Origin of the sequence: Nitrobacter hamburgensis X14, assembly GCF_000013885.1 — a bacterium.
Lineage (GTDB): Bacteria > Pseudomonadota > Alphaproteobacteria > Rhizobiales > Xanthobacteraceae > Nitrobacter > Nitrobacter hamburgensis.
Window position 1 is genome coordinate 1,958,148 of sequence record NC_007964.1, and the last position, 17,492, is coordinate 1,975,639.

Here is a 17,492-nt window from a genome sequence, read left to right on the forward strand (position 1 = left end):
GCGACTCCGTATGCGATGGCGGACATTGTCCAATATTTTGAAATACCCGCAGAGCCATAGTTAAGTGCGCCGGGCGACGGAATCAAACGATAAGAGGGTCAAAACGCCATGGCAGTCGGAATGGCAGCTCCCCACGCGACCTACGCCAGCGACCCCGCCCGCAGCCGCGGCCGCCTGTTCGACGAGCCGCCGAGCAAGACCCGCAGCGCGTTCCGGCGCGACTGCGACCGGGTGATCCATTCGACCGCGTTTCGGCGGCTGAAACACAAGACGCAGGTATTCGTCTATCACGAAGGCGATCACTACCGGACCCGCCTTACCCATACCCTGGAGGTGGCCCAGATCGCCCGCGCGCTGGCCCGGCAGCTCGGGCTCGACGAGGACCTGACGGAAGCGCTGGCGTTGGCGCACGATCTCGGCCATCCGCCGTTCGGCCACGCCGGGGAGCGGGCGCTAGATGCCTGCCTCGATGGCTATGGCGGTTTCGACCACAACGCGCAGACGCTGCGGATCGTGACCCTGCTGGAGCATCGCTATCCGGATTTCGACGGTCTCAATCTGACCTGGGAAACGCTGGAAGGGGTGGTCAAGCACAACGGCCCGCTGGCCGACCGCGCCTGCAACGCCATCGGGCGCTATCAGCGGCGTGGCATCCCGGTCGGCATCGCCGATTTCAACCGGCGTCACGATCTGGAACTATGGAGTTTCGCCTCGCTCGAGGCGCAGGTCGCGGCGATCGCCGACGACATCGCCTATGATGCCCACGACATCGATGACGGTCTGCGCGCCGGCCTGTTCGCCGTCGACGATCTGAAGGCGATGCCGCTGACCGCGGCGATGATCGCTGATATCGCGCGCCGCCACCCGCTGCTGGACGACCACCGGCGCGGCGCCGCGCTGGTGCGCGGCTTGATCTCCCACCTGATTACGGCCGTCGTGTCGGAGGCGGAGCGGCGGCTCGCCGATGCGCGGCCGCAATCGGTCGACGAAGTCCGCCGCCACGGTCAGGCGCTGATTGCCTTTCCGCCCGCCGCCGCCGAGGCGGAAGCCCTGATCAAGGCCTTCCTCAAACAACGCATGTATCGTCACCCCCGCGTCATGCGCGTGATGGGCGAGGCCGAAACCATCGTCCGGGACCTGTTCGCGCGCTACCGCGACGATCCGGCGGCGCTTCCCGCCGAATGGTTGCCGGAGGACGGCGAAAGCCGCGAGCTTGATGCCGAAAGAGCACGCCGGATCGGCAATTTCATCGCCGGGATGACCGACCGGTTCGCCATCACCGAGCATCGCAGGCTTTTTGACTCGACCCCGGAATTGCGTTAGGCGGCGCGTGACCCGGCCAACTCAAAATCTCAGGCATCATGACCAATCCCGGCCCATCGCGGCATCTTTTCGCTGACGTCCTTGCGCGCGTGCATGCGGTTTGCTCCGCGCTTGTGGAAGAAGGCGCGCTGCCGGCGGGACTGGACCTGTCGCGGATCGTGGTGGAGCCGCCGCGCGAGGCCTCCCATGGCGACATGGCGACCAATGCCGCGATGGTGCTGGCGAAGGGTGCCAAGAGCAAGCCGCGCGATCTTGCCGAGAAGGTTGCCGCGAAACTGCGGGCCGACGGCCTGATCGACAAGGCCGAGATCGCGGGTCCCGGCTTCATCAACCTGACCCTGAAGCCGCAGGTGTGGTCGGATGCGCTGCGCACCGTGCTGCGGGAGGGCGACGGCTATGGCCGCAGCGCGATCGGCGCGGGCGAGAAGGTCAACGTCGAATACGTCTCCGCCAATCCGACCGGCCCGATGCATGTCGGCCATTGCCGCGGCGCGGTGTTCGGCGACGCGCTGGCGAGCCTGCTGTCGTTCGCCGGCTACGGCGTGACGCGCGAATACTACATCAACGACGCCGGTGCGCAGGTGGACGTGCTCGCACGCTCGGCTTACTTACGCTATCGCGAGGCGCTCGGGCAGGACATCGGCGAGATTCCGGAAGGGCTTTATCCTGGCGACTATCTGAAGCCGGTCGGGCAGGCGCTCGCCGCCGAGCACGGCGACAGCCTGCTGAAGGCGCCGGAAGCCGAGTGGCTGCCGGTCGCGCGCGCCAAAGCCATCGCCATGATGATGGAGATGATCAAGGGCGACCTCGCCGCGCTCAACATCCAGCACGAGGTGTTTTTCTCGGAACGCTCGCTGATCGAGGGCGGTAGTGACCGCGTCGCCGCGACCATCGATTTCCTGCGCGCGAAGGGCGATGTCTACGAGGGACGGCTGCCGCCGCCGAAAGGCGCGCCGGTCGAAGACTATGAGGATCGCGAGCAGACCCTGTTTCGCGCCACCGCATACGGCGACGATATCGATCGCCCGCTGAAAAAGTCGGACGGCGGCTACACCTACTTCGCGTCCGATATCGCCTATCACAAGACCAAGTTCGACCGCGGCTTCCTCAACATGGTCGATGTCTGGGGCGCCGATCACGGCGGCTACATCAAGCGCGTGCAGGCCGCGATCAAGGCGGTCACGTCGGGCAAGGCCACCCTCGACGTCAAGATCGTGCAGCTCGTGAAGCTGTTGCGCAACGGCGAGCCGGTGAAGATGTCGAAACGCTCCGGCGATTTTGTCACCTTGCGCGAGGTGGTCGATGAAGTCGGCTCCGACGCGGTGCGCTTCATGATGCTGTTTCGCAAGAACGACGCGGTGCTAGATTTCGACCTCGCCAAGGTCATCGAGCAGTCGAAGGACAACCCGGTGTTCTATGTGCAGTACGGCCATGCTCGCGGATTCTCGATTTTCCGCAATGCGCGCGAGGCGTTCCCGGACCTGCCGGAAGACGCCTCGAAACGTGCCGCCTTTCTTGCCGCCGCGGCCGTCGAACGACTGACCGATCCGGCGGAACTCGGATTGCTGCGGCGGCTCGCGCTTTATCCGCGAACCGTCGAAGCCGCCGCGCTCGCACACGAGCCGCACCGGATCGCATTCTACCTCTATGATCTCGCAAGCGAATTTCACGCGCTCTGGACGAAAGGGCGCGATATGCCTCATTTACGCTTCATTATCAATAATGATGCAGTAATCACCAGGGCGCGGCTGGCACTGGTTCAGGGCGTTGTCTCTGTTCTGGCATCGGGACTTGCCGTACTCGGCGTCCATGCGCCGAACGAGATGCGATAGTGGGGTATAGCCGACACAAGGGGGGTGACGGCTTGATTGGCTGCTGTTTCGTTTAGAACGAGCGGAGTTGGCGCCTTTCCGGAAGGGACGCGACATCACGATGGCTCATCGATATCACGACAGACCCTTCCCGGAGGACGATGATTACGGGCGCGACGACCGCCGCGCGACCGCCCAAGCGGAGCCCGATCCGCTTGCCGAGCTGGCTCGGCTGATCGGCCAGACCGATCCCTTCGGCGATATCAAACGAAGCGCGCCGACGGTCCCCGCGGATGATCCCGTCGATCACTTCGAGCCGCTGCCCCCGATCGAAGACGACGCTCCGGCCTCGCCGCCGTCGTGGATTCAAAGGCGGATGGCTCAACCTGATCCGCCGCAAGACGTCGAAGCCGCTCCGCACCCGGTTTTGCGGCGCGCGGCCGTCTATCCCGATGATCAGCCGCACGTTCAGCACCCCGAGCCGGAGTCTTATCCTCAGGCCGATCCTGATCGCTATGACGACGTGCTGTACGGTCGCCTGCCGGACGAGCAGCGCGCGTATGCGTATGAGGATCGCGTTCCCCGCGAGGCGTATGAGGATCAGTTTCCCCGCGAGACGTATTCGGAAGCGCCTTTCGGCTATCAGGACGGCTACGGGGAAGAGGGGGAGGAACCGGCTCCCAGGCGTCGCGGCAGGATGGCGACGGTGGTCGCGGTTCTGGCGCTCGCGGTCCTCGGCACCGGGGCGGCGTACGCTTACCGCACCTATGTCGGCACGTCCCGGAGCGGCGCGCCGCCGGTCATCAGGGCCGACGCCGAACCCAACAAGATCGTCCCGCAGCAGGCCATCTCGGGCGATGCCGTCGGCAAGTTGATTCAGGACCGGATGTCCACGGAAAACGGCACCGAGCAAATGGTGTCGCGTGAAGAGCAGCCCGTCGATGTCAAGGAGGCCACGACCTCCGGTCCGCGCGTGGTATTTCCGCCGTTGAACCAGAACGCCAATCCGCCGGCGGCGGCAAGCGTGGCGCCGAATATCCGGCCTCCCGCGACCGTCGCGAACGGGACACTTGCTGGCGACGAACCGCGCAGGGTCAGGACGCTGACGGTTCGTGGCGATCAGGCCGATGTCGCGGCTGCGACCGTCGCCCGGCATGAATCTCAGGCAGCGCCTGCCGCCACCCGGCATGCGCCTGCGGTCGCCGCTGCACCTGGTGCAAATGCGCCGCTGTCGCTGTCCCCGCAGGGTGCCGCCGAATCGCGGACCCGGATGGCTTCGACCAATCCGGGCCAGCAGGCGCCGGCCGCAGTCAGCACCGGAGGCTATCTGGTCCAGGTCGCGTCGCAACGGAATGAAGCGGACGCGCAGGCCTCGTTCCGGGTGCTGCAGGGCAAATTCCCATCGGTGCTGGGGTCGCGGACTCTATTGGTCAAACGCGCCGACCTTGGTGCGAAGGGTGTCTACTATCGCGCAATGGTTGGGCCGTTCGGCTCGTCCGAGGAGGCGTCGCGTGTTTGCGGCAGCCTCAAATCGGCCGGCGGGCAGTGCGTCGTCCAAAGGAATTAACCGCGGTTTCCTTGACCCTCGCTGCCGACGCGAGCTAATCGGCCGCTATGAGTGTACGCGCATTTATCACGGGTGCGTCAGGCCTGAGCCTGACAGCGGAGGAGCGCGAGTTCCTCCGCGTCGAGCGACCATGGGGCTTCATTCTGTTCAGGAGGAATGTCGACAATCCCCTGCAAGTCGCTCGGTTGGTTCAAGACTTTCGAGAGACAGTCGGCGATAGCGATGCCCCCGTCCTGATCGATCAGGAAGGCGGTCGCGTGCAGCGACTGGGCCCGCCGCACTGGCCGGTCTATCCGCCGGGCGCGATGTTCGGCGCTCTCTACGACCGCGACCGCGCCGCGGGGCTGAGAGCGGCGCGGCTGAGCGCACAACTGATCGCGGCCGACCTCGCCGATCTCGGCATTACCGTCGATTGCCTGCCGCTGGCGGACGTTCCGGCGTCCGGCGCCGACGCCGTCATCGGCGACCGCGCCTATGGCGCCGATCCGGACAAGGTCGCGACAATCGCGCGCGCCGTCACCGAGGGGCTGGAGCAGGGCGGCGTTCTGCCGGTTCTCAAGCACATTCCGGGGCATGGGCGGGCGACCGCCGACACCCATCATCGACTGCCGATCGTCAATAACTCGAAGGCCGATCTGGAGGCCGTTGATTTTGCTGCATTCAAGCCGCTCGCCGACCTGCCGATGGCGATGACCGCACATGTTGTGTTCAGCGCGATTGATCCCACACAACCGGCCACAACTTCTGCGACAATCATCGAACAGGTGATTCGCGGCACGATCGGGTTCCAGGGATTGTTGATGAGTGATGACGTGTCCATGAATGCGTTGACGGGATCGATTGCCGAGCGGACCAGGGCGATCGTTTCGGCCGGTTGCGACATGGTCCTGCATTGCAACGGCAATCTCGACGAAATGCGTCAGGTCGCCGGGGAAACTCCGGAGCTTTCGGGAAAAGCGCTGGATCGCGCCCGACGGGCCTTGGCATCGCGCAAGCCGCCGCAGCCGTTCGACCGCGAGGCGGCGCGGGCGGAATTCGATGCGTTGACGGGAGCGGGAGCAGCAGGCGCATGAGCGCGGAAATTCTGTCGTTTGAAACCGGACGGCCGGCCGAGCGCGTCGATATCGATAACGACGTTGCGCTCGTGGTCGATGTCGAGGGTTATGAAGGGCCGCTTGACCTGTTGCTGGCTCTCGCTCGCCAGCAGAAGGTCGACCTGTCGAAAATCTCCATTCTGGCGCTTGCCGACCAGTATCTCGTTTTCATCGAGGCCGCGCGCAAGATTCGTCTCGAACTGGCCGCCGACTATCTGGTCATGGCGGCGTGGCTGGCGTTTCTGAAATCACGGTCGCTGCTGCCTGAACCGGCGGCTCCGGACGGACCGAGCGCCGGGGAGATGGCCACGGCGCTCGCCAATCGGCTGCGCCGCCTCGAGGCCATCCGCGAAGCGTCGAACCGCCTGATGAATCGCCAGCAACTGCTGCGCGACATCTTTCCGCGCGGAAATCCGGAGGCGATCGCGGAGATTCGCCATCCGCGGTTCACGGCGACGCTGTTCGACCTCCTCACCGCCTATGCTGCGCAGCGCCAGCAGCGCGTCTTGGCGACGGTTCACATGGCCAAACGCACCGTCTGGTCGTTGAGAGAGGCGCGGGCCTCCCTTGAGCGTCTGGTCGGCCTGTCCGGCGAGGACTGGGGATGCCTCGACGATTATCTGATGACCTTTGTCGTCGATCCCTTGCAGCGGGCGACCATATTCGCGTCGAGTTTTGCGTCCGCGCTCGAACTGGTCCGGGAAGGCGTCATGGATCTGAACCAGAAAGAGGCGTTCGCGCCGCTTTATTTTCGCAAGCGTGCGTCGCAGCCGGCATCCGCTCCGGTAGCGGGGCCGGACGCTCCGGCGCAGTAAGTGGAAGAAGGAGACCGAGCGATGGCAAGCCTGGCGGAAATGCGCATAGAGCAGCTCGATGAGCCTCAGTCGGAACAGCCCGCAGCGCGCCCCGAGGAACTGCGGTTGCTGGAGGCGCTGCTGTTTGCCTCGTCCGAGCCGCTCGATCAGGCGGCGCTGGCCAAGCGGATGCCCGACGGCGTCGACATCAAGGTCGCGCTGGCGCAATTACAGGCGGACTACGCCTCGCGCGGGGTCAATCTGGTGCGCGTCGCCAACAAGTGGACGTTCCGCACCGCGGGCGATCTGGCCTGGCTGATGACGCGGGAAAGCACGGAGACCAAACGCCTGTCGCGCGCGGCTATCGAGATGCTGGCGATCATCGCCTACCATCAGCCCGTGACCCGTGCGGAGCTCGAGGAAATCCGCGGCGTCGTCACCTCCAAGGGGACGCTCGACGTGCTGCTGGAGACCGGCTGGATCAAGCCACGCGGTCGCCGCAAGACACCGGGTCGCCCGCTCACCTTCGGAACCACGGAGGCGTTTCTGTCCCAGTTCACTCTCGAAAGTCTTGGCGATCTGCCGGGCCTGGAAGAACTGAAGGGAACGGGGCTGCTGGATTCCCGACTGCCCGGCGGGTTCATGGTTCCGACGCCATCCGACGATCCCGCTTTGCACGACGATGAGGATCCGCTTGAGGCCGGCGATCTCGAACTGGCGCTGGCCCCGGCTCTGGAACCGGAAAGCGACGATTCCGCCGGTGGCGATGTCGGAGCGAGCGGGGCATAGCATAGGTGGCAACGCGACGCCCGCCCGGCTATCCGTGGCGCAACCGAAGCGCCATCAACCGCTTCAGCCGAACGCCTCGCGGCAGCCATCGATGACGAATTGCACGGCGAGCGCCGCCAGCACCACGCCGAGCAGCCGCGACAGCACGACATTGCCGGTGTTGCCGAGCGCGCCGGCGACACGCCCCGCAACCGCGAACGTGGCTCCGCTGATGATGGCGACCGCAACGATGATGACGATCAGCGCTATCAGTTGAAGGGGATCGCCGGCCGTGCGTCCGGCCAGCAGCAGCGTGGCAGTGATTGCCCCGGGACCTGCGATCATCGGGATCGCCAGCGGAAACGCCGCGATGTTTCGCGCGTGCTCCTCGACCGCCTGCTCGGCTTGCTTGGCCTCCCGCGCCGGCCGAACGCCCAGCACCATCTCGAAAGCAACCGCGAATAGCAGGATGCCGCCGGAGATGCGGAAGGCGGGGAGGCCAATTCCGAGCCGGGCGAGCAGCCATGTGCCGCCGAGCGCCGTCGCGATCAGAACGGCGGCCGCGATGGTCGCGGCGCGCCATCCGGTGTCGCGCCGGGCGGCTTTCGACAGGCCTTGGGTAATCGACAGAAATGCCGGGGCCAGACCGATCGGATCGACCACTACGGCGAGCGTTACAAAAGTCGTCAGCGCGTAGTCCAGGAGCACGATTCCACCATCGATCTGGAGCTGTCGTTGTGGCCCATAAGTACCTGAGAAAACAACAGGAAAAAACCGTCTTGCGAGGCCGCAGCAGGTGGTCTTTCGACCCCTGATAGGCTATATGATTCCAAGCAGAAACCGACCGGAATCCTCGATTGTCAGACACTGAAGATACGAAGTCCGGAGAGCCGCCGGCGCCTTCGGGCATTCGGCCCGTTTCCATCCTCGAAGAGATGAAGCGCAGCTATCTCGATTACGCCATGAGCGTGATCGTGGCGCGTGCGCTGCCGGATGCGCGCGACGGTCTCAAGCCGGTTCACCGGCGCATTCTCTACGCGATGTACGAGAACGGTTTCGAGTGGAACAAGCCCTATCGCAAGTCGGCGCGCACCGTCGGCGACGTTATCGGTAAGTACCATCCCCACGGCGACCAGTCGGTCTACGACGCGCTGGTGCGCATGGCGCAGGGGTTCTCCATGCGCGTGCCGCTGATCGACGGGCAGGGCAATTTCGGCTCGGTGGACGGCGATATGGCCGCGGCCATGCGTTACACCGAATCCCGCCTGACCAAGATCGCGCAATCGCTGCTCGACGATATCGACAAGGACACCGTCGATTTCCAGCCCAACTACGACAACAGCGAGAAAGAGCCGTCGGTCCTTCCGGCGAAGTTTCCGAACCTTCTGGTCAACGGCGCCGGCGGTATTGCCGTCGGCATGGCGACCAACATCCCGCCGCACAACCTCGGCGAAGTCATCGACGCCTGCGTGGCGCTGATCGACGATCCCGCGCTCGGGATCGACGACCTCATCAACATCGTGCCGGGTCCGGATTTCCCGACCGGCGGCATCATCCTCGGCCGTCAGGGCATCCGCTCGGCCTATCACCTCGGCCGCGGCTCCATCGTCATGCGCGGCAAGGTTGCGATCGAGCCGGCGCGCAAGGACCGCGAAGCGATCATCATTTCCGAAATCCCCTATCAGGTGAACAAGGCGACGATGGTCGAGCGCATCGCCGAACTGGTGCGTGACAAGAGGATCGAAGGCATCTCGGATTTGCGCGACGAATCCGACCGCGATGGTTTTCGTGTCGTCGTCGAGTTGAAGCGCGACGCGGTGCCGGAGGTCGTGCTCAACCAGCTCTACAGGTACACACCGCTGCAAACCAATTTCGGCGCCAACATGGTAGCGCTGGATGCGGGCCGTCCGCAGCTTATGAATCTGAAAGACCTTCTGACCCTGTTCATCGCGTTCCGCGAACGGGTCGTCACCCGCCGCACGAAATTCCTGCTCAACAAGGCGCGCGACCGCGCTCACATCCTGGTCGGCCTCGCCATCGCCGTCGCCAACATCGACGAGATCATCCGTGTCATCCGTGAGTCTCCCGATCCAGCCACGGCACGTGATACCCTGATGTCGCGCGACTGGCCGGCGAGGGATGTGGCGGCGATGATCACGCTGATCGACGATCCGCGTCACCGCACGTCGCCGGACGGCACCGCGCGACTGTCGATGGAGCAGGCCAAGGCCATTCTCGATCTGCGCCTGCAGCGCCTGACCGCGCTCGGCCGCGAGGAAATCTCCGAAGAGCTCGACAAGCTCGCGATCGAGATCGCCGATTATCTGGACATCCTGCGTTCGCGCGCCCGCGTGCAGGCGATCATCAAGACCGAGCTTGGTGCGGTGAAGGCCGAATTCGCCACCCCGCGCAAGACCGTCATCCTCGAGCAGGAAGGCGAGGTCGAGGACGAGGACCTGATCCAGCGCGAGGATATGGTCGTGACCGTCTCGCACGCCGGCTACGTCAAGCGGGTGCCGCTGTCGACCTATCGGGCGCAGAAGCGCGGTGGCAAGGGCCGCTCTGGCATGCAGACCCGCGAGGAGGATTTCGTCAGCCGGCTGTTCGTGGCGTCCACCCACACACCGGTATTGTTCTTCTCGTCACGCGGCCAGGTCTACAAGGAAAAGGTCTGGCGCCTGCCGATGGCGGCCCCGAATGCGCGCGGCAAGGCGATGATCAACATCCTGCCGCTCGAACAGGGCGAGCGCATCACCACCATCATGCCGCTGCCCGAGGATGAATCGTCCTGGGCCAACCTCGATGTGATGTTCGCGACCACCAGCGGCACGGTCCGGCGCAACAAGCTCTCCGATTTCGTCGACGTCCGGCGTTCCGGCATCATCGCGATGAAGCTCGGCGAGGGCGAGGCAATCGTCGACGTGCAGATCTGCACCGAGCGTGACGACGTGCTGCTGACCGCCGGCGGCGGCCAGTGCATCCGCTTCCCGGCGTCCGACGTGCGGGTGTTTTCGGGCCGGACCTCTATGGGCGTGCGGGGTATCGCACTGGCCGAGGGCGACCGGGTGATCTCGCTGTCGATCCTCCATCATTTCGATGCGACGCCGGCAGAGCGCGCTGCCTATCTGAAACAGTCCGGAGCGATCCGCCGTGCCGCCACCGGCGAGGATATCGAGCCCGAAGAGGCGACGCCGGAGGCCGACGAGGCCGCGCATACCGACCTCTCGCTGCCCGAGGGGCGCTATGTGGAGATGGGCGCCGCCGAACAGTTCGTGCTCACCGTCACGACGCAGGGCTATGGCAAGCGGTCGTCGTCGTTCGAATTCAGGGTTTCAGGACGCGGCGGCAAGGGCATCCGCGCCAGCGATCCGACCAAGCTCGGCGAGATCGGCCATCTCGTGGCGGGATTCCCGGTGGAGATGTCGGACCAGATCATGCTGGTGAGCGACGGCGGGCAATTGATCCGGGTGCCGGTGGAAGGCATCCGCATCACCAGCCGCGCCTCCAAGGGCGTTCGCGTCTTCACCACGGCGGAGGGCGAGCACGTGGTGTCCGTCGAGCACATCCGCGAGGAAAACGAGAACGGCAACGGCGGATAGCGCCGCTTCGCCCAGAGCCTTTCCGCTTCTGGTGGCATCAGAAGCGGGGCTTTAAGTTTTGATTTAACGCGTTTTCTTCACTCGAACCGGTGTCCATCCTCGGGTCAAGCCCGAGGACATGCTTGGCTCGAAAACGCTATAGGCCGGCAAAAGCCGCCCGTGGGCATACGGGCGGCTTTGCCTTGGAGGCTCAAAGAACGAAAAGGTCGAGGGTCAGTGACGGGCTGCCGTCACCAGGCGGACTTCACGAACGATCGTTTTGGAACCGGAGGCGCGGAGGCAGGACGTCTCGAAATTCGGCCACGCCTGCTGCGAGCAGCCCGTGCCGACGGGGCGGATATCGAGACGGTCGCCCTTGGCGAGCGCGACCGGCGTGCTGGCCGAAACCTGCGGGGCAAAACCCGGGAGAACGGTGAGGGCGGCTGCAATGAACGCTGCAACCGCGACTGCGGAAAAAGCCTTGATCATGACGGTCCCCTGTTATCGAGGCCTTGCCGTTTGCGGCTTGGTGGCCCGGTCGGTTGGACGGATTGATAGCCGGCCCCGGTTTCGCGATGTCTTCGTGGCCTCCCGAAAGTGGTTTCATCGACTCTAGAATTGTTTCGTCCTGGCGCGCTGGGCGAAACAGAATGCCGGAATCTGTAATAACTTCAGTGGCCTCGCCACCACATTGATAAGACGCGCAAACCCTTGATTGGGTTCGGTCGGCGCTGGAAAATAAATATCGGCTGCGCCAGCGCTGATTGCGGAACCCGCTTTGCTTGCGGCCTCCTGGCGGGCGCGCTAGAGGGAAATATGTCCCGCGTCGCGCTCTATCCCGGATCGTTCGACCCCGTCACCAACGGCCACGTTGATGTCGTCAGGCACGCCGTCGTCCTGTGCGACCAGCTGATCGTTGCCATCGGCGTTCATCCGGGCAAGACCCCGCTGTTCCCGGCCGGGGAGCGTCTTGCGATGGTGCGGTCGGTGTTCGCGCCGGTTGCCGAAAAGGCCGGCTGTGCCTTCGACTGCACGACCTACGACGATCTCACGGTTGCCGCCGCGCAAAAGGCCGGCGCCACGATCCTGATCCGCGGCCTGCGCGACGGCACCGATCTCGACTATGAAATGCAGATCGCCGGCATGAACGAGACCATGGCGCCCGGCGTGCATACGGTCTTCGTCCCGGCTTCGCCCGGTGTCCGCCCGATCACCGCCACACTGGTACGGCAGATCGCAGCCATGGGCGGCGATGTGTCAGCGTTCGTTCCGCAATCGGTCGCATCGAGTCTCAAGACCAAATTCGCCGGTTGAATGAACCGGTCTTCCTCTGATCCGGAGTTGTCATGATTAGAATCCTTGGCCTCGTCGCCGCGCTGATGTTCGCGATCCCCGCTGTCGCCCAACCGCTGCCGGGCAACCTCGACAAGCAGAACGCGATCGTGATCGAGACCACGAAGGGCACCATCGTCATCAAGCTGCGGACCGACATCGCGCCCAAACATGCCGAGCGCATCAAGCAGCTCGCCCGCGACGGTTTCTACAACAACGTTCCGTTCCATCGCGTCATGGACGGCTTCATGGCGCAGACCGGCGACGGCCAGAATTTCAACGGCACCGGCGGATCGAAATATTCGAACCTCAAGGCTGAGTTCTCCAACGTGCCATTCAAGCGCGGCGTGGTCGGAATGGCGCGCGCGGGAAGCCCAGACTCGGCAAACTCGCAGTTTTTCATCTGCTTTGCCGACGCTTCCTTCCTCAATGGCAAATACACCGTGGTGGGTGACGTCGTCTCCGGCATGGATGTGGTGGACAAGCTGAAGAAGGCGCCCGCCGGCTCGGCGAGCGGCACCGTCACCGATCCGGACAAGATGCTGAAGGTTCAGGTTGCTTCCGACATCAAGTGAACGTCGATCATGCGGTGGCCGGCTGTCTTGACTGCGATCTGCATCGGCGGCCTTGGATCGGGATATGCTACGGCGCAGGATGGCGGCGTGGCGAACCTGGCCGCCATGTCGGCGCGGTTGAAGCGATGCTGGCAGCCCCCAGCTTTGCCGCGCGGAAATCCCGGCATGGAGATCACCGTGCAGTTCACCTTCAGGCGCGATGGCAGCCTTCTGGGCCGCCCCCGCATCACCTACGAAACGAGCGGCGCGACGGACGAGGAGCGCATCATCTACCGGACGGCCGTGATGCAAGCATTGCAACGCTGCGCTCCGATGCCATTTACCCATGGCATGGGCGATGCGATCGCGGGCCGTCCTCTGACCATCCGATTTGACGACCGACGAACCCCTCCCAAACCGAGAGAGAAGAGAGCATGGCTGACAACGACAACACCTTGATCCTCGAAACCACACAGGGACCCGTGACCATCGAGATGCGTCCCGATCTCGCTCCCGGTCATGTTGCGCGGATCAAGGAGCTGGTGCGTGAAGGCTTCTACGACGGCATCGTCTTCCATCGCGTGATCGACGGCTTCATGGCGCAGACCGGATGCCCCCAAGGCACCGGGACGGGCGGCTCGGGCACGAAACTGAAGGCCGAGTTCAACAACGAACCGCACGTGCGCGGCACCGCATCCATGGCGCGGGCGCAAAGCCCGGATTCCGCCGACAGTCAGTTCTTCATCTGCTTCGACGAAGCGTCGTTCCTGGACCGGCAATATACCGTTTGGGGCAAGGTGACCGAAGGCATGGAGAACGTCGACAAGATCAAGCGCGGCGAGCCGGTGCAAAACCCCGACAAGATCGTCAAGGCGCGTATGGCTGCCGATGCGGCTTGAACGCTGACACCCATCATGCGCGGGCTTGACCCGCGCATCCTTCCATCCTCACAAGAGTCCTTCGAAGAAGATGGATTGCCGGGTCGAGCCCGGCAATGACGGCTTACAGTATGCGCACCGATCTCTTCGATTTCGAATTGCCGTCCGAGAGCATCGCGCTGCGTCCGGCGAGCCCGCGCGATTCGGCGCGGATGCTCGTGGTGCAGCCGGGAGCGGGCTTGCACGATCAACGGGTGAGCGATCTGCCGAAATGGCTGCGGCCCGGCGACCAGCTCGTCGTCAACGATACCCGCGTCATTGCCGCGCAGTTGCGCGGCCGCCGCATTGGCCGCGACGCCGAGCCGAGGATCGAAGCGACGTTAATTAAACGCCTCGACGGCTCGCGGTGGAACGCGCTGGTCAAGCCGGCCAGGAAACTTATCGCAGGAGACATCGTCCGCTTCGGCAATGAGGGACGGGTGTGCTTCCTCGGGCATCTGGATGCGCAGGTCGAAAGCAAGGGCGAGGAGGGCGAGGTCACGTTCGCCTTTTCGTTTCATGGGCCGACGCTGGATCAGGCCATTGCCGATCTGGGCTCACCGCCGCTGCCGCCCTACATCGCCTCGAAGCGCGAGCCAGACGATCGCGATGTTGCGGACTATCAGACCATGTTTGCGGTCCATGAGGGCGCGGTCGCCGCGCCGACCGCGGGGTTGCACTTCACGCCGGCGGTGGAAGCGGTGCTGCGCGAACGCGGCGTGGGCCTTCATCGGTTGACCCTGCACGTCGGCGCCGGCACGTTTCTTCCGGTGAAAACTGAGGACACCGTCGGGCACCGCATGCATTCGGAGTGGGGCACGATTTCCGCCGAGACCGCCGATGCGCTGAACGCGGCGCGGGCGAGCGGCGGCCGGATCGTCGCGGTCGGAACGACATCGCTGCGGCTTTTGGAGAGCGCGACAGCGGACGACGGCCGGATAGCGCCGTTCACCGGCGAGACCGCGATCTTCATCACGCCGGGCTATCGCTTCCGCGCCGTCGATATCCTGATGACGAATTTTCATTTGCCGCGGTCGACGCTGTTCATGCTGGTCTCGGCCTTCAGCGGCCTTGAAACCATGAAACAGGCATACGCTCACGCCATCGCCGCAGGCTACCGGTTTTATTCCTATGGCGACGCCTGCCTGCTGTTTCCGGGCACGTCCGACGCATGAGCCTCGCCAACCATTTCGAGCTTCTCGGCCGCGACGGCGAGGCTCGTACCGGCCTTCTCACCACGCCGCACGGCGCGGTGCGAACGCCGGCGTTCATGCCGGTCGGGACGCAAGGCGCGATGAAAGGCCTGCACTGGCGCGAGATGCGCGACGCCGGGACCGACATCGTGCTCGGCAACACCTATCACCTGATGCTGCGGCCGGGTGCCGAGCGGATCGCAGAACTCGGCGGCTTGCAAAAATTCACCACCTGGGATGGGCCCATGCTGACGGATTCCGGCGGTTTCCAGGTGATGTCGCTGGCGCAGTTGCGAAAGGTGAAAGAGCAGGGCGTCACCTTTCGATCTCATATCGACGGCACCGCGATCGAACTGACGCCGGAACGCGCCGTCGAAGTCCAGCGGCTGCTCGGCTCCGACATCGCGATGCAACTCGACGAATGCGTGCGTCTGCCGGCGGAGCGCAGCGACATCGAGCGCGCCGTGCAGCTCTCGTTGCGCTGGGCCGAGCGCAGCAAGCGCGCCTTCGAGGGGGCGCCTGCTGCCAATATGCTGTTCGGCATCGTTCAGGGGGGTGACAGCCCCGAATTGCGTCGCACGAGCGCGCGCGGACTGACCGAGATCGGTTTCCACGGCTACGCCATCGGCGGTCTCGCGGTCGGCGAACCGCAGGCCGTCATGCTCGCTATGATCGAGGAAACGATCCCGTCGATGCCGGCGGACCGGCCGCGGTATCTGATGGGCGTCGGCACGCCGGACGATCTGCTGGAAGCGGTCGCGCGCGGCATCGACATGTTCGATTGCGTCATGCCGACGCGGAACGGGCGCCACGGCATGGCCTTCACCCGCTTCGGCCAGATCAACCTGCGCAATGCGCGCCATGCCAACGATCCGCGTCCGCTCGACGAGGAGAGTTCCTGGCCGGCGTCGCGGAACTATTCGCGGGCCTATCTGCACCATCTGGTGCGATCGGGCGAAACGCTGGGCGCGATGCTGCTCTCCGGGATCAACGTCGCCTATTACCAGAACCTGATGCAGGCCATGCGCACGGCGATTACAGAACGAAACTTTCAGCTATTTCGCGAACGGACGCGTGGAGACTGGGCGCGCGGCGATATTGCCGCGCGATGATGTCAGGCGGCTTTGGAAGAGATTGTATCAGTTGCAGGCGATGCGTCGGACAATGACATGCTTGGTCACGAAGCCGTAACCGCAGGTGTCGCAACTCCACAGATGGCCGATGACATTATCCGACAGGTATGCGGATGCTTCCGCTGCGATCATCGTGTCAGCGCAAACCGGGCATGTCGGAAGATCGGTTCCGTGCCGCGCGGGATGCGGCAGGGCGGTCGACGGGATTTCAGCAATTGCTGGCATCGTGACCCTCCTTGGTTGATCAAGCTGAGCTGAGCTCTTCATTAAATGCGATGTTTGACGATGTCGCAACACAAATGCGTTTCTTTTACGATTCTAGTTTTGCGGGCGTCCGGTTTTGCGGTGCAACGAATTGTTGCTGTGGGCACGGCGCTTGCCCCCGGGCGCCGGCTGACCCTATGGAAGGGCGCGCATTGTTTCAACCCGTTACTCAAGGACGCTGACATGGATACGCAGTCGAATACCGATGCATCGCGCCGTGCCGGCCGTGGCCGCGTGTTCGACAGTATTGTCGATACGGTCGGCGACACCCCGATCGTCCGGCTGCGCCGGTTGCCGCAGCAGCACGGCGTGAACGCGACGATCCTGGCCAAGCTGGAATATTTCAACCCGGCCGCAAGCGTGAAGGATCGCATCGGCGCTGCGATGGTCATCGCGATGGAGAAGGCCGGCAAGATCCACGCCGACACCGTTTTGATCGAACCGACGTCGGGCAATACGGGCATTGCGCTGGCCTTCGTTGCAGCCTCGCGCGGCTATCGCCTGAAACTGGTGATGCCGGAATCGGTTTCGACGGAGCGCTGCAAGATGCTGGCGTTTCTCGGCGCGGAAATCGTTCTGACGCCGGCGGCGGAAGGCATGAGAGGATCCATCGCCATGGCCGAGGAACTGGTGCGAACCACGCCGCACGCCGTGATGCCGCAGCAATTCAAGAACCTCGCCAATCCGGAGATTCACCGGCGCACCACGGCAGAGGAGATCTGGAACGATACCGGCGGAAACATCGATTATATCGTGGCGGGCGTCGGTACCGGCGGGACCATCACGGGGATCGGTCAGGCCCTGAAGCCGCGCAAGCCGGCGCTGCGCATCGTTGCGGTGGAGCCGGAAGAGAGCGCGGTCTTGTCGGGCGGCCGGCATTCGCCGCACAAGATTCAGGGAATAGGCGCGGGTTTCATCCCGGACATCCTGGATCGTTCCGTCATCGACGAAGTCGTCAAGGTCGATAGCGCCACGGCGCTCGAAACCGCCCGCGCGCTGGCGCGTAACGAAGGCATCCCGGGCGGCATTTCGTCCGGCGCCGCTGTTGCGGCGGCGCTTGCCATCGGCAAGCGGCCGGAGAGCGCGGGCCGGACAATCCTTGCCGTCGTCCCGTCGTTTTCGGAGCGCTATCTCTCGACTGCACTATTCGAGGGAATTTGATCG

The 17,492-nt window shown here is 64.3% G+C and carries 17 protein-coding genes; 14 read left to right on the forward strand and 3 right to left on the reverse strand.

Annotation, left to right across the window (positions count from 1 at the left end; genetic code table 11):
* Positions 1 to 108: 108 nt before the first annotated feature.
* The 6 genes from NHAM_RS08980 (at position 109) to scpB (ending at position 7,378) form a co-directional block, all read left to right on the forward strand.
* Positions 109 to 1,323 (forward strand): deoxyguanosinetriphosphate triphosphohydrolase, encoded by a 1,215-nt coding sequence (locus NHAM_RS08980; RefSeq protein ID WP_011510253.1) that lies wholly within the window; start codon positions 109 to 111, stop codon positions 1,321 to 1,323.
* Positions 1,324 to 1,361: 38 nt separating this feature from the next.
* The gene (gene argS, locus NHAM_RS08985; protein ID WP_011510254.1) at positions 1,362 to 3,155 is read left to right on the forward strand and encodes an arginine--tRNA ligase; all 1,794 of its coding nucleotides are present in this window, start codon (positions 1,362 to 1,364) and stop codon (positions 3,153 to 3,155) included.
* A gap of 100 nt (positions 3,156 to 3,255) precedes the next feature.
* Positions 3,256 to 4,701 (forward strand): SPOR domain-containing protein, encoded by a 1,446-nt coding sequence (locus tag NHAM_RS08990; protein ID WP_011510255.1) that lies wholly within the window; start codon positions 3,256 to 3,258, stop codon positions 4,699 to 4,701.
* 47 nt (positions 4,702 to 4,748) lie between these two features.
* Entirely contained in the window at positions 4,749 to 5,774 is a 1,026-nt protein-coding gene (gene nagZ / locus NHAM_RS08995) for a beta-N-acetylhexosaminidase (protein ID WP_011510256.1), read from the forward strand.
* Positions 5,771 to 6,610, forward strand: a complete 840-nt coding sequence (locus NHAM_RS09000) for a segregation and condensation protein A (protein ID WP_011510257.1) — start codon at positions 5,771 to 5,773, stop codon at positions 6,608 to 6,610. The genes nagZ and NHAM_RS09000 overlap by 4 nt, the downstream gene beginning before the upstream one ends.
* 21 nt (positions 6,611 to 6,631) lie before the next feature.
* A complete protein-coding gene (gene scpB / locus NHAM_RS09005; protein ID WP_011510258.1) occupies positions 6,632 to 7,378 on the forward strand; it encodes an SMC-Scp complex subunit ScpB in 747 nt (248 codons plus the stop codon).
* A 63-nt stretch (positions 7,379 to 7,441) separates the two neighbouring features.
* Here the strand turns inward: scpB and NHAM_RS09010 are convergent, their stop codons facing one another.
* Entirely contained in the window at positions 7,442 to 8,065 is a 624-nt protein-coding gene (locus NHAM_RS09010; protein WP_011510259.1) for a MarC family protein, read from the reverse strand.
* Positions 8,066 to 8,214: 149 nt separating this feature from the next.
* Between NHAM_RS09010 and gyrA the strand changes: the two genes are divergently transcribed.
* Entirely contained in the window at positions 8,215 to 10,956 is a 2,742-nt protein-coding gene (gene gyrA / locus NHAM_RS09015; RefSeq protein WP_011510260.1) for a DNA gyrase subunit A, read from the forward strand.
* Between the two features lie 213 nt (positions 10,957 to 11,169).
* On the opposite strand, the gene NHAM_RS09020 is transcribed toward gyrA, so the two are convergent.
* Complete coding sequence (locus NHAM_RS09020; protein WP_011510261.1) at positions 11,170 to 11,424, reverse strand: hypothetical protein; 255 nt, start codon at positions 11,422 to 11,424, stop codon at positions 11,170 to 11,172.
* A 327-nt stretch (positions 11,425 to 11,751) separates the two neighbouring features.
* Here NHAM_RS09020 and coaD point away from each other — a divergent pair, with 327 nt between their 5' ends.
* The 6 genes from coaD (at position 11,752) to tgt (ending at position 16,043) form a co-directional block, all read left to right on the forward strand.
* Positions 11,752 to 12,249: a pantetheine-phosphate adenylyltransferase gene (gene coaD / locus NHAM_RS09025; RefSeq protein ID WP_011510262.1), complete on the forward strand. Its 498-nt coding sequence runs from the start codon at positions 11,752 to 11,754 to the stop codon at positions 12,247 to 12,249.
* A gap of 32 nt (positions 12,250 to 12,281) precedes the next feature.
* On the forward strand, positions 12,282 to 12,842 hold the full coding sequence (locus NHAM_RS09030) for a peptidylprolyl isomerase (protein ID WP_011510263.1): 561 nt from the start codon (positions 12,282 to 12,284) through the stop codon (positions 12,840 to 12,842).
* Positions 12,843 to 13,007: 165 nt separating this feature from the next.
* Positions 13,008 to 13,280: a hypothetical protein gene (locus NHAM_RS28090; RefSeq protein ID WP_245270038.1), complete on the forward strand. Its 273-nt coding sequence runs from the start codon at positions 13,008 to 13,010 to the stop codon at positions 13,278 to 13,280.
* The gene (locus NHAM_RS09040; protein WP_041357874.1) at positions 13,256 to 13,720 is read left to right on the forward strand and encodes a peptidylprolyl isomerase; all 465 of its coding nucleotides are present in this window, start codon (positions 13,256 to 13,258) and stop codon (positions 13,718 to 13,720) included. Before NHAM_RS28090 ends, NHAM_RS09040 begins: the two co-directional genes overlap by 25 nt.
* A 110-nt stretch (positions 13,721 to 13,830) precedes the next feature.
* Positions 13,831 to 14,913: a tRNA preQ1(34) S-adenosylmethionine ribosyltransferase-isomerase QueA gene (gene queA / locus NHAM_RS09045; protein ID WP_041357875.1), complete on the forward strand. Its 1,083-nt coding sequence runs from the start codon at positions 13,831 to 13,833 to the stop codon at positions 14,911 to 14,913.
* Positions 14,910 to 16,043, forward strand: a complete 1,134-nt coding sequence (gene tgt / locus NHAM_RS09050) for a tRNA guanosine(34) transglycosylase Tgt (RefSeq protein WP_011510267.1) — start codon at positions 14,910 to 14,912, stop codon at positions 16,041 to 16,043. The genes queA and tgt overlap by 4 nt, the downstream gene beginning before the upstream one ends.
* A gap of 27 nt (positions 16,044 to 16,070) precedes the next feature.
* Here the strand turns inward: tgt and NHAM_RS09055 are convergent, their stop codons facing one another.
* Complete coding sequence (locus NHAM_RS09055; RefSeq protein ID WP_011510268.1) at positions 16,071 to 16,289, reverse strand: hypothetical protein; 219 nt, start codon at positions 16,287 to 16,289, stop codon at positions 16,071 to 16,073.
* A gap of 222 nt (positions 16,290 to 16,511) precedes the next feature.
* On the opposite strand from NHAM_RS09055, the gene cysK reads away from it, so the two are divergent.
* The gene (cysK, locus tag NHAM_RS09060) at positions 16,512 to 17,489 is read left to right on the forward strand and encodes a cysteine synthase A (protein ID WP_011510269.1); all 978 of its coding nucleotides are present in this window, start codon (positions 16,512 to 16,514) and stop codon (positions 17,487 to 17,489) included.
* The last annotated feature ends 3 nt before the right edge of the window (positions 17,490 to 17,492 follow it).

What these genes read in the sequence shown, in the direction of transcription:
- nagZ (WP_011510256.1), top strand. Translation starts at nt 4,749, where the DNA reads ATGAGTGTACGCGCATTTATCACGGGTGCGTCAGGCCTGAGCCTGACA.
- NHAM_RS08980 (WP_011510253.1), top strand. Translation starts at nt 109, where the DNA reads ATGGCAGTCGGAATGGCAGCTCCCCACGCGACCTACGCCAGCGACCCC.
- queA (WP_041357875.1), top strand. Translation starts at nt 13,831, where the DNA reads ATGCGCACCGATCTCTTCGATTTCGAATTGCCGTCCGAGAGCATCGCG.
- cysK (WP_011510269.1), top strand. Translation starts at nt 16,512, where the DNA reads ATGGATACGCAGTCGAATACCGATGCATCGCGCCGTGCCGGCCGTGGC.
- NHAM_RS28090 (WP_245270038.1), top strand. Translation starts at nt 13,008, where the DNA reads ATGGAGATCACCGTGCAGTTCACCTTCAGGCGCGATGGCAGCCTTCTG.
- argS (WP_011510254.1), top strand. Translation starts at nt 1,362, where the DNA reads ATGACCAATCCCGGCCCATCGCGGCATCTTTTCGCTGACGTCCTTGCG.
- scpB (WP_011510258.1), top strand. Translation starts at nt 6,632, where the DNA reads ATGGCAAGCCTGGCGGAAATGCGCATAGAGCAGCTCGATGAGCCTCAG.
- NHAM_RS09020 (WP_011510261.1), bottom strand. Translation starts at nt 11,424, where the DNA reads ATGATCAAGGCTTTTTCCGCAGTCGCGGTTGCAGCGTTCATTGCAGCC.
- NHAM_RS09055 (WP_011510268.1), bottom strand. Translation starts at nt 16,289, where the DNA reads ATGCCAGCAATTGCTGAAATCCCGTCGACCGCCCTGCCGCATCCCGCG.
- NHAM_RS08990 (WP_011510255.1), top strand. Translation starts at nt 3,256, where the DNA reads ATGGCTCATCGATATCACGACAGACCCTTCCCGGAGGACGATGATTAC.
- coaD (WP_011510262.1), top strand. Translation starts at nt 11,752, where the DNA reads ATGTCCCGCGTCGCGCTCTATCCCGGATCGTTCGACCCCGTCACCAAC.
- NHAM_RS09030 (WP_011510263.1), top strand. Translation starts at nt 12,282, where the DNA reads ATGATTAGAATCCTTGGCCTCGTCGCCGCGCTGATGTTCGCGATCCCC.
- NHAM_RS09000 (WP_011510257.1), top strand. Translation starts at nt 5,771, where the DNA reads ATGAGCGCGGAAATTCTGTCGTTTGAAACCGGACGGCCGGCCGAGCGC.
- tgt (WP_011510267.1), top strand. Translation starts at nt 14,910, where the DNA reads ATGAGCCTCGCCAACCATTTCGAGCTTCTCGGCCGCGACGGCGAGGCT.
- NHAM_RS09040 (WP_041357874.1), top strand. Translation starts at nt 13,256, where the DNA reads ATGGCTGACAACGACAACACCTTGATCCTCGAAACCACACAGGGACCC.